Below are 17,426 nucleotides of genomic sequence, written 5' to 3'. Positions count from 1 at the left end.
GCGAGCGTGAGGTCGAGGACCGTGGGCTCGCCCTCTATACCCGCAGGCCCCACCGGCACCAGAGCCTTGGGAAGGCTGTCGGTGTAGGGGCGCAGACGGCGTCCGGCGCCGGCTGCCAGCACAAGGCCGATCATGCGGGTTCTCCTTCATCGTGTACGGCGGGCGCCCCGGAGGACACCCAGAAGCGGATGCTCTCGACGAGCACCACGAGCGCCACGGCCACGGCGAGAGCCGTGAGCGCGACCTTGAACTGCGAGGCGGAGAGCACCGCGGCGAGGACGGTGACGAGCAGCGTCCGCCCTTCGTGCCCCCCGATGGCGCGCACCAGCCAGGCCGGGGGCGCGCCGGCGTCGCCGCGGATGCGGTACACCGTGTCGTAGTGATGGTAGGCGACGGCGGCCACCAGGCCGAAAGCCGCCGGAAGGACTCCGTTTACCCCAGCTTCAACTGCCAGCGCGAGGACGGTGCCGTATTCGGCGGCCCGGAACAACGGCGGGACCAGCCAGTCGAGGGCGCCCTTGAGCGGCCGGGCGACGGCCAGAGCCGAGGTCACGGCATACACCAGCGCGGCCACGACCGCCCAGGGCCCGCCGAAGTCGGTGAGCGCGGCCGTGGCGACGACGACGGCGCCGCCGAGCAGGGCCACGGCGGGGACGGCGAAGCCGGGCAGTCGCCGCGCCCGGCTCTTCAGCGCCCCCGTGAGGCCCTGTGCGAGCGGGCCGCAGTCCGCGAGGTCGGCGAGGGCCTCGGCGGCCCGGTCGGTGCGGCGGGCCTTGCGGGTCAGCGAGCGCAGCACGCGCCCGGCCGTCGTGTACGTGGCGGCGAACGCGCAGCCGACGAGCAGCGCGTAGAAGGTGATGCGCGGCGTCGTGAACGCCGTCAGGATCGCGATCATCGCCCAGCGCTCGCCGATCGGCAGCACGATCATCCGGCGCACCCAGACCGTCCAGCCGACGCTGTCGAGCTTGTCGGAGAGCGCGGCCGTGGGGCTGGTGTTGGCGGTGGCGTCGTGGTTGGCCTCGTTGAAGGAGAAGTCCACGACGTGCCGGCAGGTCTGGAGGACCATCGCGCCGAGGGCGAGGGCCCATACGTCGTCGCCGCCGCGGGCCGCGCCGAGGGCGAGGCCCGCGTAATAGGCGTACTCCTTGGCCCGGTCGAAGGTGGCGTCGAGCCAGGCGCCGAGCGTGGAGTACTGCAAGGAGTAGCGGGCGAGCTGGCCGTCCGTGCAGTCCAGGACGAAGGAGAAGATCAGCAGCAGGCCGGCCGCGACGAACCCGGTCCGGGTGCCGGTGGCCGCGCAGCCCGCCGCGATGAGCGCGGTGATCAGGGAAGCGGTGGTGACCTGGTTGGGGGTCAGGCCCCGGCGGGCGCACCAGCGGGCGATGTAGCGGGAGTAGGGGCTGATGCAGTAGGTCGTGAAGAAGCCGTCGCGGGCCTTCACGGCCGACTTCAGGCGCACGGCCTCGTCATCGACGGACGCGACGGCCTGCCGCGCCTCGTTGCGGGCCTGCGGGTCGGCCGGTACGGCGGCGACCAGGCTGCCGAGTTCGGGGCGGTGGACGTCGGCGCCGTCGTCGTCGAGCGCGGTGGCGACGCGGTCGGCGAGGCTGTCCACGGTGACGGTGGCGGCTCCTCCGTGTTCCGGCGACGCCGGGAACTCGGAGGAGCCGCCCGAGGAGTTCTCGCGGGCCATCGCACGGGTCAGGGCCTGTCGGCCGGCCGCCTGCGCGGTCAGGGCTCCCGGGATCGCCGCCAGCGGGAACCGCGGGTCGGTCAGGCCGAGGCGCAGCGCGTGCTGGTGGCCGACGAAGCGGGCGTCGACCAGGGCTACGCGCTGATCACCGGGTACCTGGGCCAGGAGTGTCTCGGTCTCGGCCGCGTCCGCGGCGACCCGCACGTCGTAGCCGAGGGACCGCAGATCGCCTTCGATCGACGATCCGGGGACCGGCTGACCGGTGAGGATGGCGGTCGACAACCGAACTCACTCCCTGGGTGCCGGCATGTCCGCGCCGGTCGTGTACGTGGGTGGCAGCGCCTGTCGGCGGGGCGGCCGGGCGATGTGTCGGCAGAGGCTATCGGATGATGGGAAGCCAACGTTCACCGGCCGTTTGGCGAAGCGATCAACACGGTTTGCCCGGACCTCCGCCGCGGTCATCATCAGGGATTGCGGGGTCCGCCCACAAACCCGAGCGCACAGAGCGGGGCATCGACGACATTGCGCAGCGTGCGAGAGGCTGCGCATAGGGTGGGCGACCATGACATGGCTGATCACAGGCGGAGCCGGCTACATCGGGGCACATGTGGCGCGGGCCATGACCGGTGCCGGGGAACGCGTGCTCGTACTGGACGACCTCTCGGCCGGGTATCCCGCGCGGCTCCCGCAGGACGTCCCGCTGGTCGAGGGCTCCTCGCTCGACGGTGACCTGCTGAAGCGGGTGTTCGCCGAGCACGCGGTGACGGGCGTGGTGCATCTCGCGGCGCGCAAGCAGGTCGGTGAGTCCGTGGCGCAGCCCACGCGCTACTACCGGGAGAACGTGGGCGGTCTCACCACGCTCCTGGAAGCGGTCGCGAAGGCGGGGATCAAGCGGTTCGTGTTCTCGTCGTCCGCCGCCGTCTACGGCAACCCGGACGTGGATCTCATCACGGAGGACACCGAGTGCGCGCCGGTCAACCCGTACGGCGAGACCAAGCTCGCCGGGGAGTGGCTGGTGCGCGCGGCCGGCCGGGCGCACGGGATCTCCACCGTTTGTCTGCGCTATTTCAACGTCGCCGGCGCCGCTTCGCCCGAGCTGGCCGACACGGGCGTCTTCAACATCGTCCCCATGATCTTCGACCGGCTCACCCGCGGTGAGGCCCCGCGGATCTTCGGCGACGACTACCCGACGCCGGACGGCACCTGTGTCCGTGACTACATTCACGTCGCCGATCTCGCCGAGGCTCATCTGGCGGCGGCCCGGCGCCTCGGCGAGCCGGACGCGAGCGGCGATCTGACGGTCAACATCGGCAGCGGCGAGGGCGTCTCGGTGCGCGAGCTGATCACCGTCATCGGCGAGGTGAGCGGCGACCGGCGACCCGCCGTCGTCGAGCCCCGGCGCCCCGGGGACGCGCCACGGGCCATCGCCTCGGCCGCGCTGGCCGCCGAGCAGCTCGGCTGGACTGCCCGGCGCGGGGTACGCGAGATGGTCGAGTCGGCGTGGGCGGGCTGGCAGCTGCACCACGGCCTCCGATCATGCGCAGCACCCTGACCTGCTTATCGTTTCCGCAGGTCAGGGCAGATGACAACGGTGTTCAGTGCCGCGTTGCCCGATACCCCCCACCCGTAGTTCACTGTGATCCCGGGACGGAAATTCCGATCGCCCGGCGGACTCGGAAGGGCGGCTCTTCATGGGGGCTGGACACGACCACGGGCACTCGCACGCGCCCCCGACCGGTACCGCGGCCGCCGCGTACCGCGGGAGGCTGCGCGTCGCGCTTTCGATCACGCTCGGCGTCATGGTGGTCCAGATCGTCGGCGGTGTCCTCGCGGACTCGCTCGCCCTGATCGCGGACGCGGCGCACATGGCGACCGACGCGCTGGGACTGGGCATGGCCCTCCTCGCGATCCACTTCGCGAACCTTCCGGCGAGCACCAACCGCACCTTCGGCTACGCCCGCGCGGAGATCCTCGCCGCCCTCGCCAACTGTCTGCTCCTGCTGGGTGTCGGCGGTTACGTCCTCTACGAGGCGATCCAGCGGTTCTTCACGCCCGCGGAGACCGAGGGCGGCCTGATGATCGTGTTCGGCGCCATCGGCCTGGTCGCCAACATGATCTCGCTCACGCTGCTGATGCGGGGCCAGAAGGAGAGCCTGAACGTGCGCGGCGCGTTCCTGGAGGTCGCGGCCGACACCCTGGGCTCGCTCACGGTGCTGATCTCCGCCGCGGTGATCCTCACCACCGGCTGGCAGGCGGCCGACCCGATCGCCTCGCTGCTCATCGGCCTCATGATCGTGCCCCGCACGCTGAAGCTGCTGCGCGAAACCCTCGACGTCCTCCTCGAGTCGGCCCCCAAGGACGTCGACATGGCCCAGGTGCGGGCCCACATACTCGCCCTGGACGGTGTCGAGGACGTCCACGACCTGCACGCCTGGACGATCACGTCCGGCATGCCGGTGCTGTCGGCCCATGTGGTGGTGCGCTCCGACGTCCTGAACGCGATCGGCCACGAGAAGATGCTGCACGAGCTCCAGGGCTGCCTCGGCGATCACTTCGACGTGGAGCACTGCACCTTCCAGCTGGAGCCGATCGGGCACGCCGAGCACGAGGCGCGGCTGTGCCACTGACACACCCGCCTCACGCACACCACCAAAACAACCGTACGGTCCGATAAGACGTCAGTACGGACGGAATGCAGCTTTCCGGTGGTCCGTCGCGTCCTCATGCTCACAGCCCCTCGTCGGACGGTTCCGTGCCCGCCGCGCCGGGCACGATCAACTGCCGGGAGTGCCGCATGAGTACGGCACACTTGGGGCGCAAGACCGATGTGAAGGATGGGTATGCCGATCACACCTGCCACCACGACGCACAGTCCGTCGAACGGCACCGCTGACGCGATTTTGCTGGAGCTCGTCGACGAGAACGGTGTGACGATCGGCACCGCGGAGAAGCTCGCCGCCCATCAGCCACCCGGACAGCTGCACCGGGCCTTCTCGGTGTTCCTCTTCGACGAGCAGGGCCGCCTGCTGCTCCAGCAGCGCGCGCTCGGCAAGTACCACTCCCCCGGTGTCTGGTCCAACACCTGCTGCGGCCACCCCTACCCCGGCGAGGCCCCGTTCGCGGCCGCGGCCCGGCGGACGTTCGAGGAGCTCGGCGTCTCCCCGACGCTGCTCGCCGAGGCGGGCACGGTCCGCTACAACCACCCGGACCCGGCCTCGGGACTGGTGGAGCAGGAGTACAACCACCTCTTCGTCGGCATGGTGCAGTCGGCGCTGCACCCGGACCCGGAGGAGGTCGGCGAGACGGCCTTCGTGACGCCGGCCGAGCTGGCCGAGCGCCACGCGAAGGACACCTTCTCGGCATGGTTCATGACGGTGCTGGACTCGGCCCGTCCCGCGATCCGCGAGCTGACGGGCCCGTCGGCCGGCTGGTGACCGTCCCGGGGGTGTCCTGCGGACCCGGGACGGTCCGGTGGGCACCCCCTAGGGCACGTGCACGGGCTTGAGCGGAACGGCGGCCCAGATCACCTTGCCGCCGCTCGCCGTGTGCTCGACGTCGCACACACCGCCCGCCTCGCGGGCCACCTCGCGCACCAGGAGCAGCCCCCGGCCGCCCGTCTGGCCGTGGTCGGCCTCCAGGGCGGTCGGACGGTAGGGGTGGTTGTCCTCCACGGACACCCTGAGCCACTCGGCGCCGACGGCGACCTCCACGGCGAGCATCGGCGACAGCAGCGCCGCGTGCCGGACGGCGTTCGTGACCAGCTCCGACACGATCAGCAACACGCCCTGAACCAGGTCGTCCGGGACCGGCACGCCCTGGCGGTACAGCAGGTCCCGGACGGCGTGCCGGGCCTGCGGGACAGAGGCGTCCACCGCGGGGGCGGTGAACCTCCAGACGCCCTCGTAAGGCAGGGAATTCGGCGGCCGCGGATCGACGGGCTCGTTCGCGCCGTCTGCTGGGCGTGGGCCGGACCCGCGCCCGTGGTTCTCCATCGTCCGGTCGCCACCCTCGCGCTCGATTGTCACCACAGCTCGAGTGTTGGTAACACGCAGGTCCGGACCGTTGAACTGAACAGAAGTCAGCAGATATCGAGCGTTTCTGACCGTTGGCGTATGACGCGGTCAGTTGTGGGACCGCTCCTGTGCCGCTGGTGCAACCTTGCGGAACTATTCGGGTTGTACGGGTTTGCCGGCACCCTTGGAGACCATGCCGACGATCCGGCGGCCGCCGAAGCCGGTCGCGAGCAGGCCGAGCCCGTCGAAGAGCAGGGCGAGCGAGAAGAGCGTGCCCATCACATAGCGGCTGCTGGGCCAGGTGCTCAGCACCAGGATGCCGAGGAACAGGTCGAAGGTGCCCTGGAGCAGGGTCCAGCCCATCTGCGGCCCGCGCACCACCAGACTGCCGGCCAGCCGGAACAGCCCGCCCGTCAGGAACAGCAGGGCGCCGAACATGGCCAGCGCCTCGGCCGTCGCCTCCGGTCTGCGGATCACCACCACGCCGGCCGCGATGTTCAGTGCCGCGACCACCACGCCGAGCCAGAAGAAGCTGGTGCCGCGCGCCTGGACCGCGTGCAGCAGCCCGACGAGCCCGCCGACCAGCAGCAGCCAGCCGAACAGCAGCATCGTCGTCAGGGTCGCGAAGGCGGTGTACAGGAGCCCGATCACCCCGCCGATGACGAGCAGTACGCCGAGGGCGGCCAGCAGGCCGAAGCCACGCCGGAGTTTCGCCGCCTCGCCCGTGGGCTTGGTGGACCTTGCCATCGGCGCCTCCTGGATCGCTCGTCTCCTGCTGTCCCTCTTCGAACCCTGGGTCGTGATCGACTTCACGGCCCTTCGTGATCGGCCGTTCGGCGCAAGCGGATAGCATCCGCCGCATGGAGCCCCAGCTGCTGCACGAGGTCACCGACTCGGTGGCCACCGTCGTCGTCCACCATCCGGCCAAGCGCAACGCGATGACGGCCGCGATGTGGCGCGCGCTGCCGCCGCTGCTGGAGACGCTGGCCGCGGACCCCGGCGTACGGGTGCTGGTGCTGACCGGTGAGGGCGGGACGTTCTGTGCGGGCGCCGACATCTCCACGCTCCAGGGGTCGCCGCAGGAGGCGCAGGAGCTGGCGGTTGCCGCTGAGGAGGCGCTGGCCGCGTTCCCGAAGCCGACGCTGGCCGCGATCCGGGGGCACTGCGTGGGCGGGGGCTCGCAGCTGGCGGCGGCCTGTGATCTGCGGTTCGCCGAGGAGGGGTCGCTGTTCGGGGTGACGCCCGCGAAGCTCGGGATCGTGTACCCGGCGTCCTCCACCCGGCGGCTGGTGTCGCTGGTGGGGCCGGCCGCGGCCAAGTACCTGCTGTTCTCCGGCGAGTTGATCGACGCGGCGCGGGCACTGCGGACGGGCCTGGTGGACGAGGTGCTGCCGGAGGGGGAACTCGGCGAGCGGGTGGCGGACTTCACCCGGATCCTGGCGTCGCGTTCGCAGCTGACGCAGGCCGCGGCGAAGGAGTTCGCGAACGGGCGCACCGGCCGTGACGCCCACTGGACGGACCAGGCACGCGGAAGCGGCGACACCGCGGAGGGGGTCGCCGCGTTCCTGGAGCGCAGGCAGCCTCGGTTCACCTGGACCGTGCCTACGCCAGGCTGAACCTGCTGTTCGTGCGGAACTCCTCGACCAGGTGCGCGGGCGCCTTCTGCGGCGATCCGGCGTCGTAGGGCGGCTGCGGATCGTACTCGGTCAGCAGTTGCACGGCCTGCGCGTGCTCGTCGCCGGCGATCCTGCCGACCAGGGTCAGGCCCATGTCGATGCCGGAGGAGACACCGGCCGCGGTGACGTACTTCCCGTCGGGCACCACCCGCTCGCCCGTGGGTTCGGCGCCGTACTGCGCCAGGAAGTCGAGGGTGAGCCAGTGGGTCGTGGCGCGGCGGCCGTCGAGGAGGCCCGCGGCGGCCAGGAGCAGCGAGCCGGTGCAGACGGAGGTCGTCCAGGTGCTCGTGCCGTCGGCGGTCCGCAGCCACTCCAGGAAGGTCTCGTTCTCGATCTGGGCGAACGTTCCGGGGCCGCCGGGCACCACGACGATGTCGGGACCCGGTACGTCGGCGAGCGCCTTGTCGGCCGTGATGGCCAGGAAACCGGTGTCGGCCCGCACGGGTCCCGCGGTCTCGGCGACGAAGACGACCTCCGCGTCCGGGAGCCGGCTCAGTGCCTCGTAGGGCCCGACGATGTCGAGGGCGGTGAAACGGTCGTAGAGGACCATCGCGATCTGCACGGGTCTGCCTTTCGGTTGTGGTTCCGGTAGGTCGGTGGGTTCAGCGGGCCGGTGCCGGGCGGAACCGGCGGCGGTACTCGGCCGGGGCCGCGCCGAGAGCTTTGACGAAGGCCCGGCGCATGGCTTCCGGGGTGCCGTAGCCACTGGCCCGGGAGATCTCCTCGATGCCGTCGGTGCTGTCCTCCAGGAGCCGGCGGGCGTGTTCGAGGCGGACCCGGTCGACGTACCGGCCGGGGGTCGTGCCGGTCTCGGCCTGGAAGGCGCGGGCGAAGTGGCGCGGCGAGAGGCTCGCGCGGTCGGCCAGCGACTCGACGCTGAGATCGGCGTCGGGGTGCTCGTTGATCCAGCGCTGGACCTCCCTCAGGGGCTCGCGCCGGGCGGTCTGGGCGGCGAGCTGGGCGCTGAACTGGGCCTGGTTCCCCGGCCGGCGCAGGAAGACGACGAGATGGCGTGCGATGCCGAGGGCCACCTCCCGGCCCAGGTCCTCCTCGACCAGGGCGAGGGCGAGGTCGATGCCGGAGGTCACACCGGCGGAGGTGGCGACATGTCCGTCGCGCACATAGATGGGGTCCGGGTCGACCTCGACGTCCGGGTGGTCGCGGGCGAGCTTGTCGCAGTACGCCCAGTGGGTGGTCGCGCGGCGGCCGTCCAGCAGGCCCGCGGCGGCGAGCAGGATCGCGCCGGTGCAGACGGAGACCAGCCGCTCGGCGCGAGGGCCGTGCTCGCGCAGCCAGCCGACCAGGGCGGGGTCCGGGGTGCGGGTGCCCTGGCCGCCGGGGACGACGAGGGTGTGCGCGGCGAGCGGGTCGTCGAGGGCCTGGTCCGGTACGAGGGTCAGGCCGCTGGAAGTGCGTACGGGAGCGCCGTCCAGGGAGGCGGTGCGGATGCGGTACGTGCCCGGAGCATGTTGCTCCGCCCCCATGAAGACCTCTAGCGGCCCCGTGACGTCGAGGCTCTGCACCGCGTCGAAGAGTACGAAGAGAACGGTTCGCTGCGCCATGTCCTCAATTCTTCGGCGCCCACGGAGTGGCCGCAATGACGGGCTTCCCACCTTTCCTGCCATCATGCGCTCGGGCCGGAGCAACGTACCAAGCGGTTGGTAACCTGCCGGGCATGACTACTGCCGCCCTTGAGCCCCGTGCCGGCCGCCGCTGCCACAACATGCTCAACTCCCTGCACACGACGTCGTACTTCGCTCCCGAGCTGGGCAGGGAGCTGGCCGCTCTCGGGATCACGCAGCCGCGGGCCGTCAACTTCGCGGTACGGGCCGCCGCGCTGGGGCCGGTCGGCGCGGGCGCGGTGACGGCGACGTTCTACAACTACAAGCACGAGCTGGTCGCCCGGCACGTCCCTGCCGTGTGGGCGATCGCCTCGCCCGAGGACGTGCTCGCGGCACGCGTGCGTGCGGTCGACTCGGCGCTGCGGCGGCTGCTCGGCGAGGAGACGCTGACGTCCGCGGAGATGGCGGAGGCCGCGGGGCTCGCGCTGCGGGCGACCGAGGCGTGTTCGCGCAGCGCCCGGCCGTTGTACTCGGCGCACGCGGATCTTCCGGTGCCGGAGGAACCGCATCTGGCGTACTTCCATGCCACGACGCTGCTGCGTGAGCACCGCGGTGACGGGCATCTCGCCGTGCTGCTGGCCGCCGGGCTCGACGGGCTGGAGGCGGTGGTCACCCATACGGCGACCGGCAAGGGGATGACGCCGAAGTGGGTCTTCTCCACGCGGGGTTGGACGCAGGAGGACTGGGACGCGGCGGGTGAGCGGCTGCGCGGGCGAGGGCTGCTGGACGCCGGCGGCGAGCTGACGGCCGAGGGCGTCGCCCTGCGCAAGGAGATCGAGTCCGAGACGGACCGCCTGGACCGGGGGCCGTACGAGCACCTCGGGGCGGAGGGTGTCGCGCGGCTGACCGAGCTCGGGGCCGGGTTCGCGGGGGCGGTGGTGACGGCGGGGGCGTTCCCGGCGGATCTGCTCGGCAAGGCGTGAGCGGAGCGGCGATCGAACGGATGGGGCCCGTGCTGCATGACCTGCCCAGGTCGCGGTACCCGGTCCTCCGTCGGCCGCACCCGGCCGCGAGAGGAAAGGTGGACCACGTGTTTCGCGCAATCGCAGATGTCCTTCGCCAGATCGGCGGCGCCATAGCCACCGTCGTGACCCTGCCGTTCCGGGCTCTGGCGCGGCTGTTCGGCGGTGCTTCGAGCAGCACCCGCAGTCGCCGTGTCTGATTCCGTCCCGCCGCGACGGGCCGGGTCGGTGCCCTGATCCCCGGTTGTCGGTGTCACCTGCCACAATTGCCGCGCAACCTCAGTGAGAAGGCGGGACGGGATCGTGACGACACCCCTCGTAGGGTCCATCGAAGGCAGGATCGCCGCGGAGCTCGGCGTACGGGAGCGGCAGGTGAAGGCTGCCGTGGAGCTGCTCGACGGCGGTTCGACGGTGCCTTTCATCGCCCGCTACCGCAAGGAAGCGACCGAGATGCTCGACGACGCGCAGCTGCGCACGGTCGAGGAGCGGCTGCGCTATCTGCGTGAGCTGGAGGACCGGCGGACGGCGATCCTCGACTCGGTGCGCGAGCAGGGCAAGCTGACCGAGGAGCTTCAGGCCCAGATCCGCGGCGCCGAGACCAAGGCGCGGCTCGAGGACATCTATCTGCCGTACAAGCCCAAGCGGCGGACCAAGGCGCAGATCGCCCGCGAGGCCGGCCTTGAGCCGCTGGCCGAGGGGCTGCTCGGGGACGCGACGGTCGAGCCGCTGGCCGCGGCCGCCGCGTTCGTGGACGCCGACAAGGGCGTGGCCGATCCGCAGGCCGCCCTGGACGGCGCCCGGGCGATCCTGACGGAGCGGTTCTCGGAGGACGCCGACCTGATCGGGGAGCTGCGTGAGCGCATGTGGGTGCGCGGGCGGCTGGCCGCGAAGGTCCGCGAGGGCAAGGAGGAGGCGGGCGCGAAGTTCGCCGACTACTTCGACTTCGCCGAGCCGTTCACCGAGCTGCCCTCGCACCGCATCCTGGCGATGCTGCGCGGCGAGAAGGAGGAGGTCCTCGACCTCGTCCTGGAGCCCGAGGAGCCGACCGACGGTCCTTCGTCGTACGAGGGGATCGTCGCCCACAGGTTCCAGATCGCCGACCGCGGGCGTCCCGCCGACAAGTGGCTGACGGACACGGTCCGCTGGGCCTGGCGGACCAGGATCCTCGTGCACCTCGGCATCGACCTCAGGCTGCGGCTGCGCACCGCCGCCGAGGACGAGGCGGTCGACGTGTTCGCGAAGAACCTGCGCGACCTGCTGCTCGCCGCCCCGGCCGGCACGCGTTCGACGCTGGGCCTGGACCCCGGTTTCCGCACGGGCGTCAAGGTCGCCGTCGTCGACGCCACCGGCAAGGTCGTCGCGACGGACGTCATCCACCCGCACGTCCCGGCGAACAAGTGGGACGAGGCGATCGCCAAGCTGGCACGCCTGGCGAAGGAGCACGCGGTCGAGCTGGTCGCGATCGGCAACGGCACGGCGTCCCGCGAGACCGACAAGCTCGCCGGTGAACTCATCACCAGGCACCCCGAGTTGAAGCTCACCAAGGTGATGGTGTCGGAGGCCGGCGCCTCGGTGTACTCGGCGTCCGCCTTCGCCTCCCAGGAACTGCCCGACATGGACGTGTCGCTGCGCGGCGCGGTGTCGATCGCCCGCCGGCTCCAGGACCCGCTGGCCGAGCTGGTGAAGATCGACCCGAAGTCGATCGGTGTCGGCCAGTACCAGCACGACCTGTCCGAGGTGAAGCTGTCGCGCTCGCTGGACGCGGTGGTGGAGGACTGTGTGAACGGCGTCGGCGTCGACGTCAACACCGCCTCCGCGCCGCTGCTGGCCCGTGTCTCCGGCATCACCTCCGGGCTCGCCGAGAACATCGTGTCCCACCGGGACTCCAACGGCCCGTTCATGTCCCGCTCGCAGCTGAAGAACGTGGCACGGCTCGGCCCCAAGGCGTACGAGCAGTGCGCGGGCTTCCTGCGCATCCGCGGCGGCGACGACCCGCTGGACGCCTCCAGCGTCCACCCGGAGGCCTATCCGGTCGTGCGGCGCATGGTGAAGACGTCGGGCCAGGAGGTGGCCGCGCTCATCGGCAACACGGGCGTGCTGCGCTCGCTGAAGCCGAACGAGTTCGTGGACGAGACGTTCGGCCTGCCGACCGTCACGGACATCCTCAAGGAGCTGGAGAAGCCCGGGCGCGACCCGCGTCCGGCCTTCAAGACGGCCACCTTCAAGGAGGGCGTGGAGAAGATCTCCGACCTGACGTCCGGGATGGTCCTGGAGGGCGTCGTGACGAACGTTGCGGCGTTCGGGGCGTTCATCGACGTCGGTGTCCACCAGGACGGTCTGGCGCATGTCTCCGCGCTGTCGAAGACGTTCGTGAAGGACCCGCGGGACGTCGTGAAGCCCGGTGACATCGTCAAGGTGAAGGTCCTCGACGTCGACATCCCGCGCAAGCGGATCTCCCTGACGCTCCGCCTCGACGACGAAGCCGCCGGCCAGGGCCAGCAGGGCGGTGGCGGCGAGCGCCGGCAGCGCGGCGGGCGGCCGCCGCAGCAGCGGCAGGGCCGCGGCGGCGGAGGCTCCGGTTCCCGTCAGGGCGGTGGCGGTTCCCGTCAGGCGCCCCCGCCGGCCAACAGCGCCATGGCCGACGCGCTGCGCCGCGCGGGCCTGCTCGACCCGAAGAAGGGCAAGCGCTGACCCGACCCCCGAAAGGGGCGACGCCGACCCGGCACAAGGGCCCGGCCCCTCCGGTACGACTCGGAGGGGCCAGGCCCTTTCGCGGCTGGGGTGACGGGCCGTCCTAGCGTTCCGTCACCTTGCCGTCGGCGACCTCCAGGCGGCGGGTGACATGGACCGCGTCGAGCATGCGCCGGTCGTGGGTGACCAGGAGCAGCGTGCCCTCGTAGGCGTCCAGGGCCGACTCCAGCTGCTCGATGGCCGGCAGGTCGAGATGGTTGGTCGGCTCGTCCAGGACGAGGAGGTTGACGCCCCTGCCCTGGAGGAGGGCGAGCGCGGCGCGGGTCCGCTCACCCGGGGAGAGAGTGCCGGCGGAGCGCAGGACGTGATCGCTCTTCAGGCCGAACTTGGCCAGCAGGGTGCGGACCTCGACCGGTTCGGTATCGGGGACCGCCGCGCAGAAGGCGTCCAGCAGGGACTCCTGGCCGTGGAACAGCTTGCGGGCCTGGTCGACCTCGCCGATCAGCACACCGGAGCCGAGCGACGCCTGGCCCGAGGTCAGCGGGACGCGGCCCAGCAGGGCGCCCAGCAGCGTGGACTTGCCCGCGCCGTTGGCGCCGGTGACGGCCACGCGGTCCGCCCAGTCGATCTGGAGGGAGGCCGGGCCGAGGGTGAAGCCGCCGCGTCGTACCTCGGCCTCGCGCAAGGTCGCGACCACGGCGCCCGAGCGGGGCGCCGAGGCGATCTCCATGCGCAGTTCCCACTCCTTGCGGGGCTCCTCGACGACCTCCAGGCGCTCGATCATGCGCTGGGTCTGCCGGGCCTTGGCGGCCTGCTTCTCGCTGGCCTCGCTGCGGAACTTGCGGCCGATCTTGTCGTTGTCGTTGCTCGCCCTGCGCCGGGCGTTCTTGACGCCCTTGTCCATCCAGGAGCGCTGCATCTGCGCCCGGTCCTGGAGGGCGGCCTTCTTGTCGGCGTACTCCTCGTAGTCGTCGCGGGCGTGCCGGCGGGCCACGTCGCGCTCTTCGAGGTACGCCTCGTAGCCGCCGCCGTAGAGGTTGATCTGCCGCTGGGCGAGGTCGAGTTCGAGGACCTTGGTGACCGTGCGGGTGAGGAACTCGCGGTCGTGGCTGACGACGACCGTGCCGGCGCGCAGGCCGGAGACGAACCCCTCCAGGCGTTCCAGGCCGTCGAGGTCGAGGTCGTTGGTCGGCTCGTCCAGCAGGAAGACGTCGTAACGGGACAGCAGCAGCGAGGCCAGTCCGGCGCGGGCCGCCTGGCCGCCGGAGAGGGAGGTCATCGGCTGGTCCAGGTCCACGGCGAGGCCCAGCGAGTCGGCGGTCTCCTCCGCCCGCTCGTCCAGGTCGGCGCCGCCCAGGTCCAGCCAGCGCTCCAGGCTGGTGGCGTAGGCGTCGTCCGCGCCCGGCGCCCCGTCCACCAGCGCCTGGGTGGCCTCGTCCATGGTCCGCTGGGCCTCGGCGACTCCGGTGCGGCGGGCCAGGAACTGCCGTACGGTCTCGCCGGGGCGCCGCTCCGGCTCCTGCGGGAGGTGACCGACGGTCGCGGTCGGCGGGGACAGCCGCAGCTCGCCCTCCTCCGGCGCGGTCAGCCCGGCGAGCAGGCGCAGCAGCGTGGACTTGCCCGCGCCGTTGGCCCCGACCAGGCCGATCACGTCTCCGGGTGCGACGACGAGGTCGAGCCCGCTGAACAGGGAGCGGTCACCGTGGCCGGCGGCGAGGTTCTTGGCGACGAGGGTGGCAGTCACAGAGGGCGATCCTAATCGCCCCGCCGGGCCCCGAGCACCTCCGTTTCATCGCGCCATGGCCTCCACCAGCACGCTCCCGGACGTCCGCGCCACGACGAACGACTCTCCCTTCACCGCCTTCGCGTCCAGCGCGATGCGGTGCCGGCCCGCCTCCAGGACGCCGTCGAAGACCTCGTGGGTGTGGGTGCGGTAGAGGCGGTCGAGGCGGTACGCGGTCAGGCGCACTCGGCAGGGCGAGGTGACCTCGACGCCCGCCTCCCCGTCGACCGCGACGAGCCGGGTCAGTCGGCGCTGTTCGACCGGGCTGCGGTCCAGGGCGTGTTCGATCTGCGCGACGAGCAGCGGCACGATGGGCGCGAGGCCGTCGACGTACACCACCTCCACCCCGGCGTCGGTGAAGGCGCGGCGTACGGCGGCGCGCTGTTCCGCGCCGATGGCGCGGCCGAAGGCGACGGCGCCGTAGGCGCGCAGTTCGTCGGCGGGGACGCCGCCGAGTTCGTGGGTGATGTCGGCGCCGATGCCGATGGTGCGCAGTGCGGCGGCGAGCTTGGCGAGGAGGGCGACGCGCGCGCCGATGAGGAGCACCCGGCGGCGGGGGGCCTCCGCGGTCTCCCCGAGCAGGGCGCCCAGGGCGGCGCGGTACTCGGCGCCCTGGAAGCGGAAGGGGCCGATGCCGTGGTAGCCGTTGAGCTCCAGGTCGGCGTGTTCGTCGGTCTGCCAGGCGAAGTCCTGCCAGATGTAGTCGTCGTCCTCCTTGTCGATGACCGCGGTGACGGCGCCGCAGGCGAGGTCGGCGCACTCGGGGCAGCCGTAGATGACGTACCGCCCGCCCGGCAGCGGGGGTTCCGCCTCCAGCAGCAGGCTGCGGACCTGTGCGGTGAAGATGGCGGGCGGGACGTCGGAGGCGAGCGGGGAGACGGCGTCGAGGTCGGAGAGCTGGAACAGCAGCGGGCGTCCGTCGACGATGAAGTCCACGAAGTCCCGGTGCACCTGGAAGTCACCGTTGGCGAGGACGCCACCGGCACGCATCGCCGGTGCCAGGCCGAAGGTCGCGTACTCGGCAGACATGCTGTGAGTATCCCCAGAGCGCGACCGATATGAGCGCGGCATGACATATTCCGCTACGTCCAGGCTTGCGAAACAAACAGGTGGCCGAGGTTGTCGCCGTAAAGAGGGAGCGTGAAGGCGTGCGGGGCGGAGGCGTTCAGACTCGCCTCCGCCCCGCGCGTGCGCGTCACTCAGACGTGGTCGTGCCCCAGCGGGTCGCCCTCCGCCCCGGTGCCCGCGCCCGGACCGATCTTGATCTCGAACTCGCCGTCGTACTCCTTGTGACCGGCGATCACGGCGAGTTCGACGGCCTCGGAGCCCATCTCGCCGCGCACGATGACCGGGTCCCGGCGCAGATCGCGCATGAGGGCGAAGCACATCCCGATCATCACGAGCACGAACGGCGCGGCGGCCAGGATCGTGAGGTTCTGCAGGCCCGTGAGCGCGTCGCCCTGGCCGCTGCCGACGAGCAGCATGATGGCGGCGACCGCGCCGGTCACCACACCCCAGAACACCACGACGAACCGGCCGGGTTCGAGGGCGCCCTTCTGGGAGAGCGTGCCCATCACGATGGAGGCGGCGTCGGCCCCGGAGACGAAGAAGATGCCGACCAGGATCATCACGAGCAGGCTGGTGACCGTGGCGATGGGGAACTCCTGGAGAAGGCCGAAGAGTTGGCCCTCGGGTGTGTCCTCGCCGCCGAGCCCGCCGCCCTCCTTCACCTTCATGGCCGTACCGCCGAAGATCGCGAACCAGATGAGGCTGACGGTGCTGGGCACGAGGATGACGCCGCCGACGAACTGCCGGATGGTGCGGCCGCGGCTGATGCGGGCGATGAACATGCCGACGAAGGGCGTCCAGGAGATCCACCAGGCCCAGTAGAAGACGGTCCAGCTGCCCAGCCAGTCCGCCACGCCCTCGCCGCCGCTGGCCTCGGTGCGGCCGGCGAGCTGGGGCAGATCACCGAGGTAGGCGAAGATCGACGTCGGCAACAGGTCGAGCACGATGATCGCGGGTCCCGCGATGAACACGAAGACCGCGAGGATCAGCGCCAGCACCATGTTGATGTTGGACAGCCACTGGATGCCCCGCTCGATGCCGGAGATGGCCGAGGCGACGAACGCCAGGGTGAGCACGGCGATGATGGCGACGAGCAGGCCGGTGCTCACGTCGTCCATCCAGTCCAGCTCCTGGAAGCCGGAGCCGATCTGGAGCGCGCCGAGGCCCAGCGAGGCCGCGGAGCCGAAGACGGTGGCGATGATCGCGAGGATGTCGATCACCCGCCCGCCGGCGCCGTTGGCGTGCTTCTCACCGATCAGCGGGGTGAACACCGCGCTGATGGTCTGGCGGCGGCGCTTGCGGAAGGTGCTGTAGGCGATGGCCAGTCCCACCACCGCGTAGATCGCCCAGGGGTGCAGCGTCCAGTGGAAGAGGGTGGTGGCCATCGCCGTCTCCATGCGTTCGCCGGAGTTGGCGGGGTCCGTGCCGGGCGGCGGGGTCGTGTAGTGCGCGAGCGGCTCGCTGACGCCGTAGAACATCAGGCCGATGCCCATGCCGGCGCTGAACATCATCGCGACCCACGACACCGTGCGGAACTCGGGCTCCTCGCCCTCGGCGCCCAGGTGGATGCGGCCGTAGCGGCTGACGGCGAGCCACAGCGCGAAGACCACGAAACCGGAGGCGGCCAGCATGAAGGCCCAGCCGCCGTTGTGGATCAGGCCGTTGAGCATCTTCGTGGACGCGCTCTCCAGCGAGTCCGTACCTGCCCAGCCCCAGATCACGAACGCCAGCGTGATGGCGGCCGTGACCCCGAACACCACTTGATCGGTGTGGCGGCCGGAAGCCTCGGCGTGCACTTCCGGCTCGCCACCCCTCTTCTTCAGATCGTCAGTCATCAGCGGCACCTTCCCCTGGAACCCGTGGATACGCCGGCTTCCACGTCGTTTCCCAGGACCTACCACAGATCCCGCCGATCACA

16 protein-coding genes are annotated in these 17,426 nt (G+C 71.3%); 7 read left to right on the top strand and 9 right to left on the bottom strand.

Features of this window, described 5'->3' with window-relative positions; translation table 11 throughout:
- Positions 1-134 (bottom strand): sugar phosphate nucleotidyltransferase (locus AC3ETA_RS34525; RefSeq protein WP_432196837.1); only part of this gene is annotated, 134 nt, incomplete at its 3' end.
- Positions 131-1,975, bottom strand: coding sequence for a DUF5941 domain-containing protein (locus AC3ETA_RS34520; RefSeq protein ID WP_432196830.1), 1,845 nt, complete (start codon positions 1,973-1,975; stop codon positions 131-133). The genes AC3ETA_RS34525 and AC3ETA_RS34520, both read right to left, overlap by 4 nt.
- 280 nt (positions 1,976-2,255) lie before the next feature.
- On the opposite strand from AC3ETA_RS34520, the gene galE reads away from it, so the two are divergent.
- From galE to idi, 3 genes are all read left to right on the top strand, one after another.
- A complete protein-coding gene (galE, locus tag AC3ETA_RS34515; protein WP_432196829.1) occupies positions 2,256-3,245 on the top strand; it encodes a UDP-glucose 4-epimerase GalE in 990 nt (329 codons plus the stop codon).
- Between the two features lie 139 nt (positions 3,246-3,384).
- Positions 3,385-4,320, top strand: a complete 936-nt coding sequence (locus AC3ETA_RS34510; protein ID WP_432196828.1) for a cation diffusion facilitator family transporter — start codon at positions 3,385-3,387, stop codon at positions 4,318-4,320.
- A gap of 213 nt (positions 4,321-4,533) precedes the next feature.
- Positions 4,534-5,127 carry an isopentenyl-diphosphate Delta-isomerase gene (idi, locus tag AC3ETA_RS34505; RefSeq protein WP_432196827.1) on the top strand — a complete coding sequence of 198 codons (594 nt, stop codon included), beginning with the start codon at positions 4,534-4,536 and terminating at the stop codon, positions 5,125-5,127.
- A 48-nt stretch (positions 5,128-5,175) separates the two neighbouring features.
- Here idi and AC3ETA_RS34500 read toward each other — a convergent pair whose 3' ends face one another.
- Entirely contained in the window at positions 5,176-5,685 is a 510-nt protein-coding gene (locus AC3ETA_RS34500) for an ATP-binding protein (protein WP_432196836.1), read from the bottom strand.
- A gap of 174 nt (positions 5,686-5,859) precedes the next feature.
- Complete coding sequence (locus AC3ETA_RS34495; protein WP_432196826.1) at positions 5,860-6,453, bottom strand: HdeD family acid-resistance protein; 594 nt, start codon at positions 6,451-6,453, stop codon at positions 5,860-5,862.
- 113 nt (positions 6,454-6,566) lie between these two features.
- Between AC3ETA_RS34495 and AC3ETA_RS34490 the strand changes: the two genes are divergently transcribed.
- Complete coding sequence (locus AC3ETA_RS34490; protein ID WP_432196825.1) at positions 6,567-7,322, top strand: enoyl-CoA hydratase/isomerase family protein; 756 nt, start codon at positions 6,567-6,569, stop codon at positions 7,320-7,322.
- Here AC3ETA_RS34490 and AC3ETA_RS34485 read toward each other — a convergent pair.
- The gene (locus AC3ETA_RS34485) at positions 7,309-7,944 is read right to left on the bottom strand and encodes a DJ-1/PfpI family protein (protein ID WP_432196824.1); all 636 of its coding nucleotides are present in this window, start codon (positions 7,942-7,944) and stop codon (positions 7,309-7,311) included. The genes AC3ETA_RS34490 and AC3ETA_RS34485 overlap by 14 nt on opposite strands.
- A 40-nt stretch (positions 7,945-7,984) precedes the next feature.
- A complete protein-coding gene (locus tag AC3ETA_RS34480; RefSeq protein WP_432196823.1) occupies positions 7,985-8,944 on the bottom strand; it encodes a GlxA family transcriptional regulator in 960 nt (319 codons plus the stop codon).
- A gap of 113 nt (positions 8,945-9,057) precedes the next feature.
- Here AC3ETA_RS34480 and AC3ETA_RS34475 point away from each other — a divergent pair, with 113 nt between their 5' ends.
- The 3 genes from AC3ETA_RS34475 to AC3ETA_RS34465 all read left to right on the top strand — a co-directional run bounded on the left by AC3ETA_RS34475 (position 9,058) and on the right by AC3ETA_RS34465 (position 12,657).
- Positions 9,058-9,927 carry an SCO6745 family protein gene (locus tag AC3ETA_RS34475; RefSeq protein ID WP_432196822.1) on the top strand — a complete coding sequence of 290 codons (870 nt, stop codon included), beginning with the start codon at positions 9,058-9,060 and terminating at the stop codon, positions 9,925-9,927.
- 107 nt (positions 9,928-10,034) lie between these two features.
- The gene (locus AC3ETA_RS34470; RefSeq protein ID WP_010042827.1) at positions 10,035-10,166 is read left to right on the top strand and encodes an LPFR motif small protein; all 132 of its coding nucleotides are present in this window, start codon (positions 10,035-10,037) and stop codon (positions 10,164-10,166) included.
- Positions 10,167-10,269: 103 nt separating this feature from the next.
- Positions 10,270-12,657, top strand: coding sequence for a Tex family protein (locus tag AC3ETA_RS34465; RefSeq protein ID WP_432196821.1), 2,388 nt, complete (start codon positions 10,270-10,272; stop codon positions 12,655-12,657).
- A gap of 103 nt (positions 12,658-12,760) precedes the next feature.
- Here AC3ETA_RS34465 and AC3ETA_RS34460 read toward each other — a convergent pair whose 3' ends face one another.
- The 3 genes from AC3ETA_RS34460 to AC3ETA_RS34450 all read right to left on the bottom strand — a co-directional run bounded on the left by AC3ETA_RS34460 (position 12,761) and on the right by AC3ETA_RS34450 (position 17,343).
- Positions 12,761-14,401 carry an ABC-F family ATP-binding cassette domain-containing protein gene (locus tag AC3ETA_RS34460; RefSeq protein WP_432196820.1) on the bottom strand — a complete coding sequence of 547 codons (1,641 nt, stop codon included), beginning with the start codon at positions 14,399-14,401 and terminating at the stop codon, positions 12,761-12,763.
- Between the two features lie 45 nt (positions 14,402-14,446).
- Positions 14,447-15,469 (bottom strand): oxidoreductase, encoded by a 1,023-nt coding sequence (locus AC3ETA_RS34455; protein ID WP_432196819.1) that lies wholly within the window; start codon positions 15,467-15,469, stop codon positions 14,447-14,449.
- 170 nt (positions 15,470-15,639) lie between these two features.
- The gene (locus AC3ETA_RS34450; RefSeq protein WP_432196818.1) at positions 15,640-17,343 is read right to left on the bottom strand and encodes a BCCT family transporter; all 1,704 of its coding nucleotides are present in this window, start codon (positions 17,341-17,343) and stop codon (positions 15,640-15,642) included.
- Between the last annotated feature and the right edge of the window lie 83 nt (positions 17,344-17,426).

The organism is Streptomyces sp. bgisy027 (assembly GCF_057710365.1).
This window is presented reverse-complemented; position numbering and strand designations above follow the sequence as displayed.

What these genes read in the sequence shown, in the direction of transcription:
- AC3ETA_RS34475 (WP_432196822.1), top strand. Translation starts at nt 9,058, where the DNA reads ATGACTACTGCCGCCCTTGAGCCCCGTGCCGGCCGCCGCTGCCACAAC.
- AC3ETA_RS34450 (WP_432196818.1), bottom strand. Translation starts at nt 17,343, where the DNA reads ATGACTGACGATCTGAAGAAGAGGGGTGGCGAGCCGGAAGTGCACGCC.
- idi (WP_432196827.1), top strand. Translation starts at nt 4,534, where the DNA reads ATGCCGATCACACCTGCCACCACGACGCACAGTCCGTCGAACGGCACC.
- AC3ETA_RS34500 (WP_432196836.1), bottom strand. Translation starts at nt 5,685, where the DNA reads ATGGAGAACCACGGGCGCGGGTCCGGCCCACGCCCAGCAGACGGCGCG.
- AC3ETA_RS34455 (WP_432196819.1), bottom strand. Translation starts at nt 15,469, where the DNA reads ATGTCTGCCGAGTACGCGACCTTCGGCCTGGCACCGGCGATGCGTGCC.
- AC3ETA_RS34490 (WP_432196825.1), top strand. Translation starts at nt 6,567, where the DNA reads ATGGAGCCCCAGCTGCTGCACGAGGTCACCGACTCGGTGGCCACCGTC.
- AC3ETA_RS34495 (WP_432196826.1), bottom strand. Translation starts at nt 6,453, where the DNA reads ATGGCAAGGTCCACCAAGCCCACGGGCGAGGCGGCGAAACTCCGGCGT.
- galE (WP_432196829.1), top strand. Translation starts at nt 2,256, where the DNA reads ATGACATGGCTGATCACAGGCGGAGCCGGCTACATCGGGGCACATGTG.
- AC3ETA_RS34480 (WP_432196823.1), bottom strand. Translation starts at nt 8,944, where the DNA reads ATGGCGCAGCGAACCGTTCTCTTCGTACTCTTCGACGCGGTGCAGAGC.
- AC3ETA_RS34510 (WP_432196828.1), top strand. Translation starts at nt 3,385, where the DNA reads ATGGGGGCTGGACACGACCACGGGCACTCGCACGCGCCCCCGACCGGT.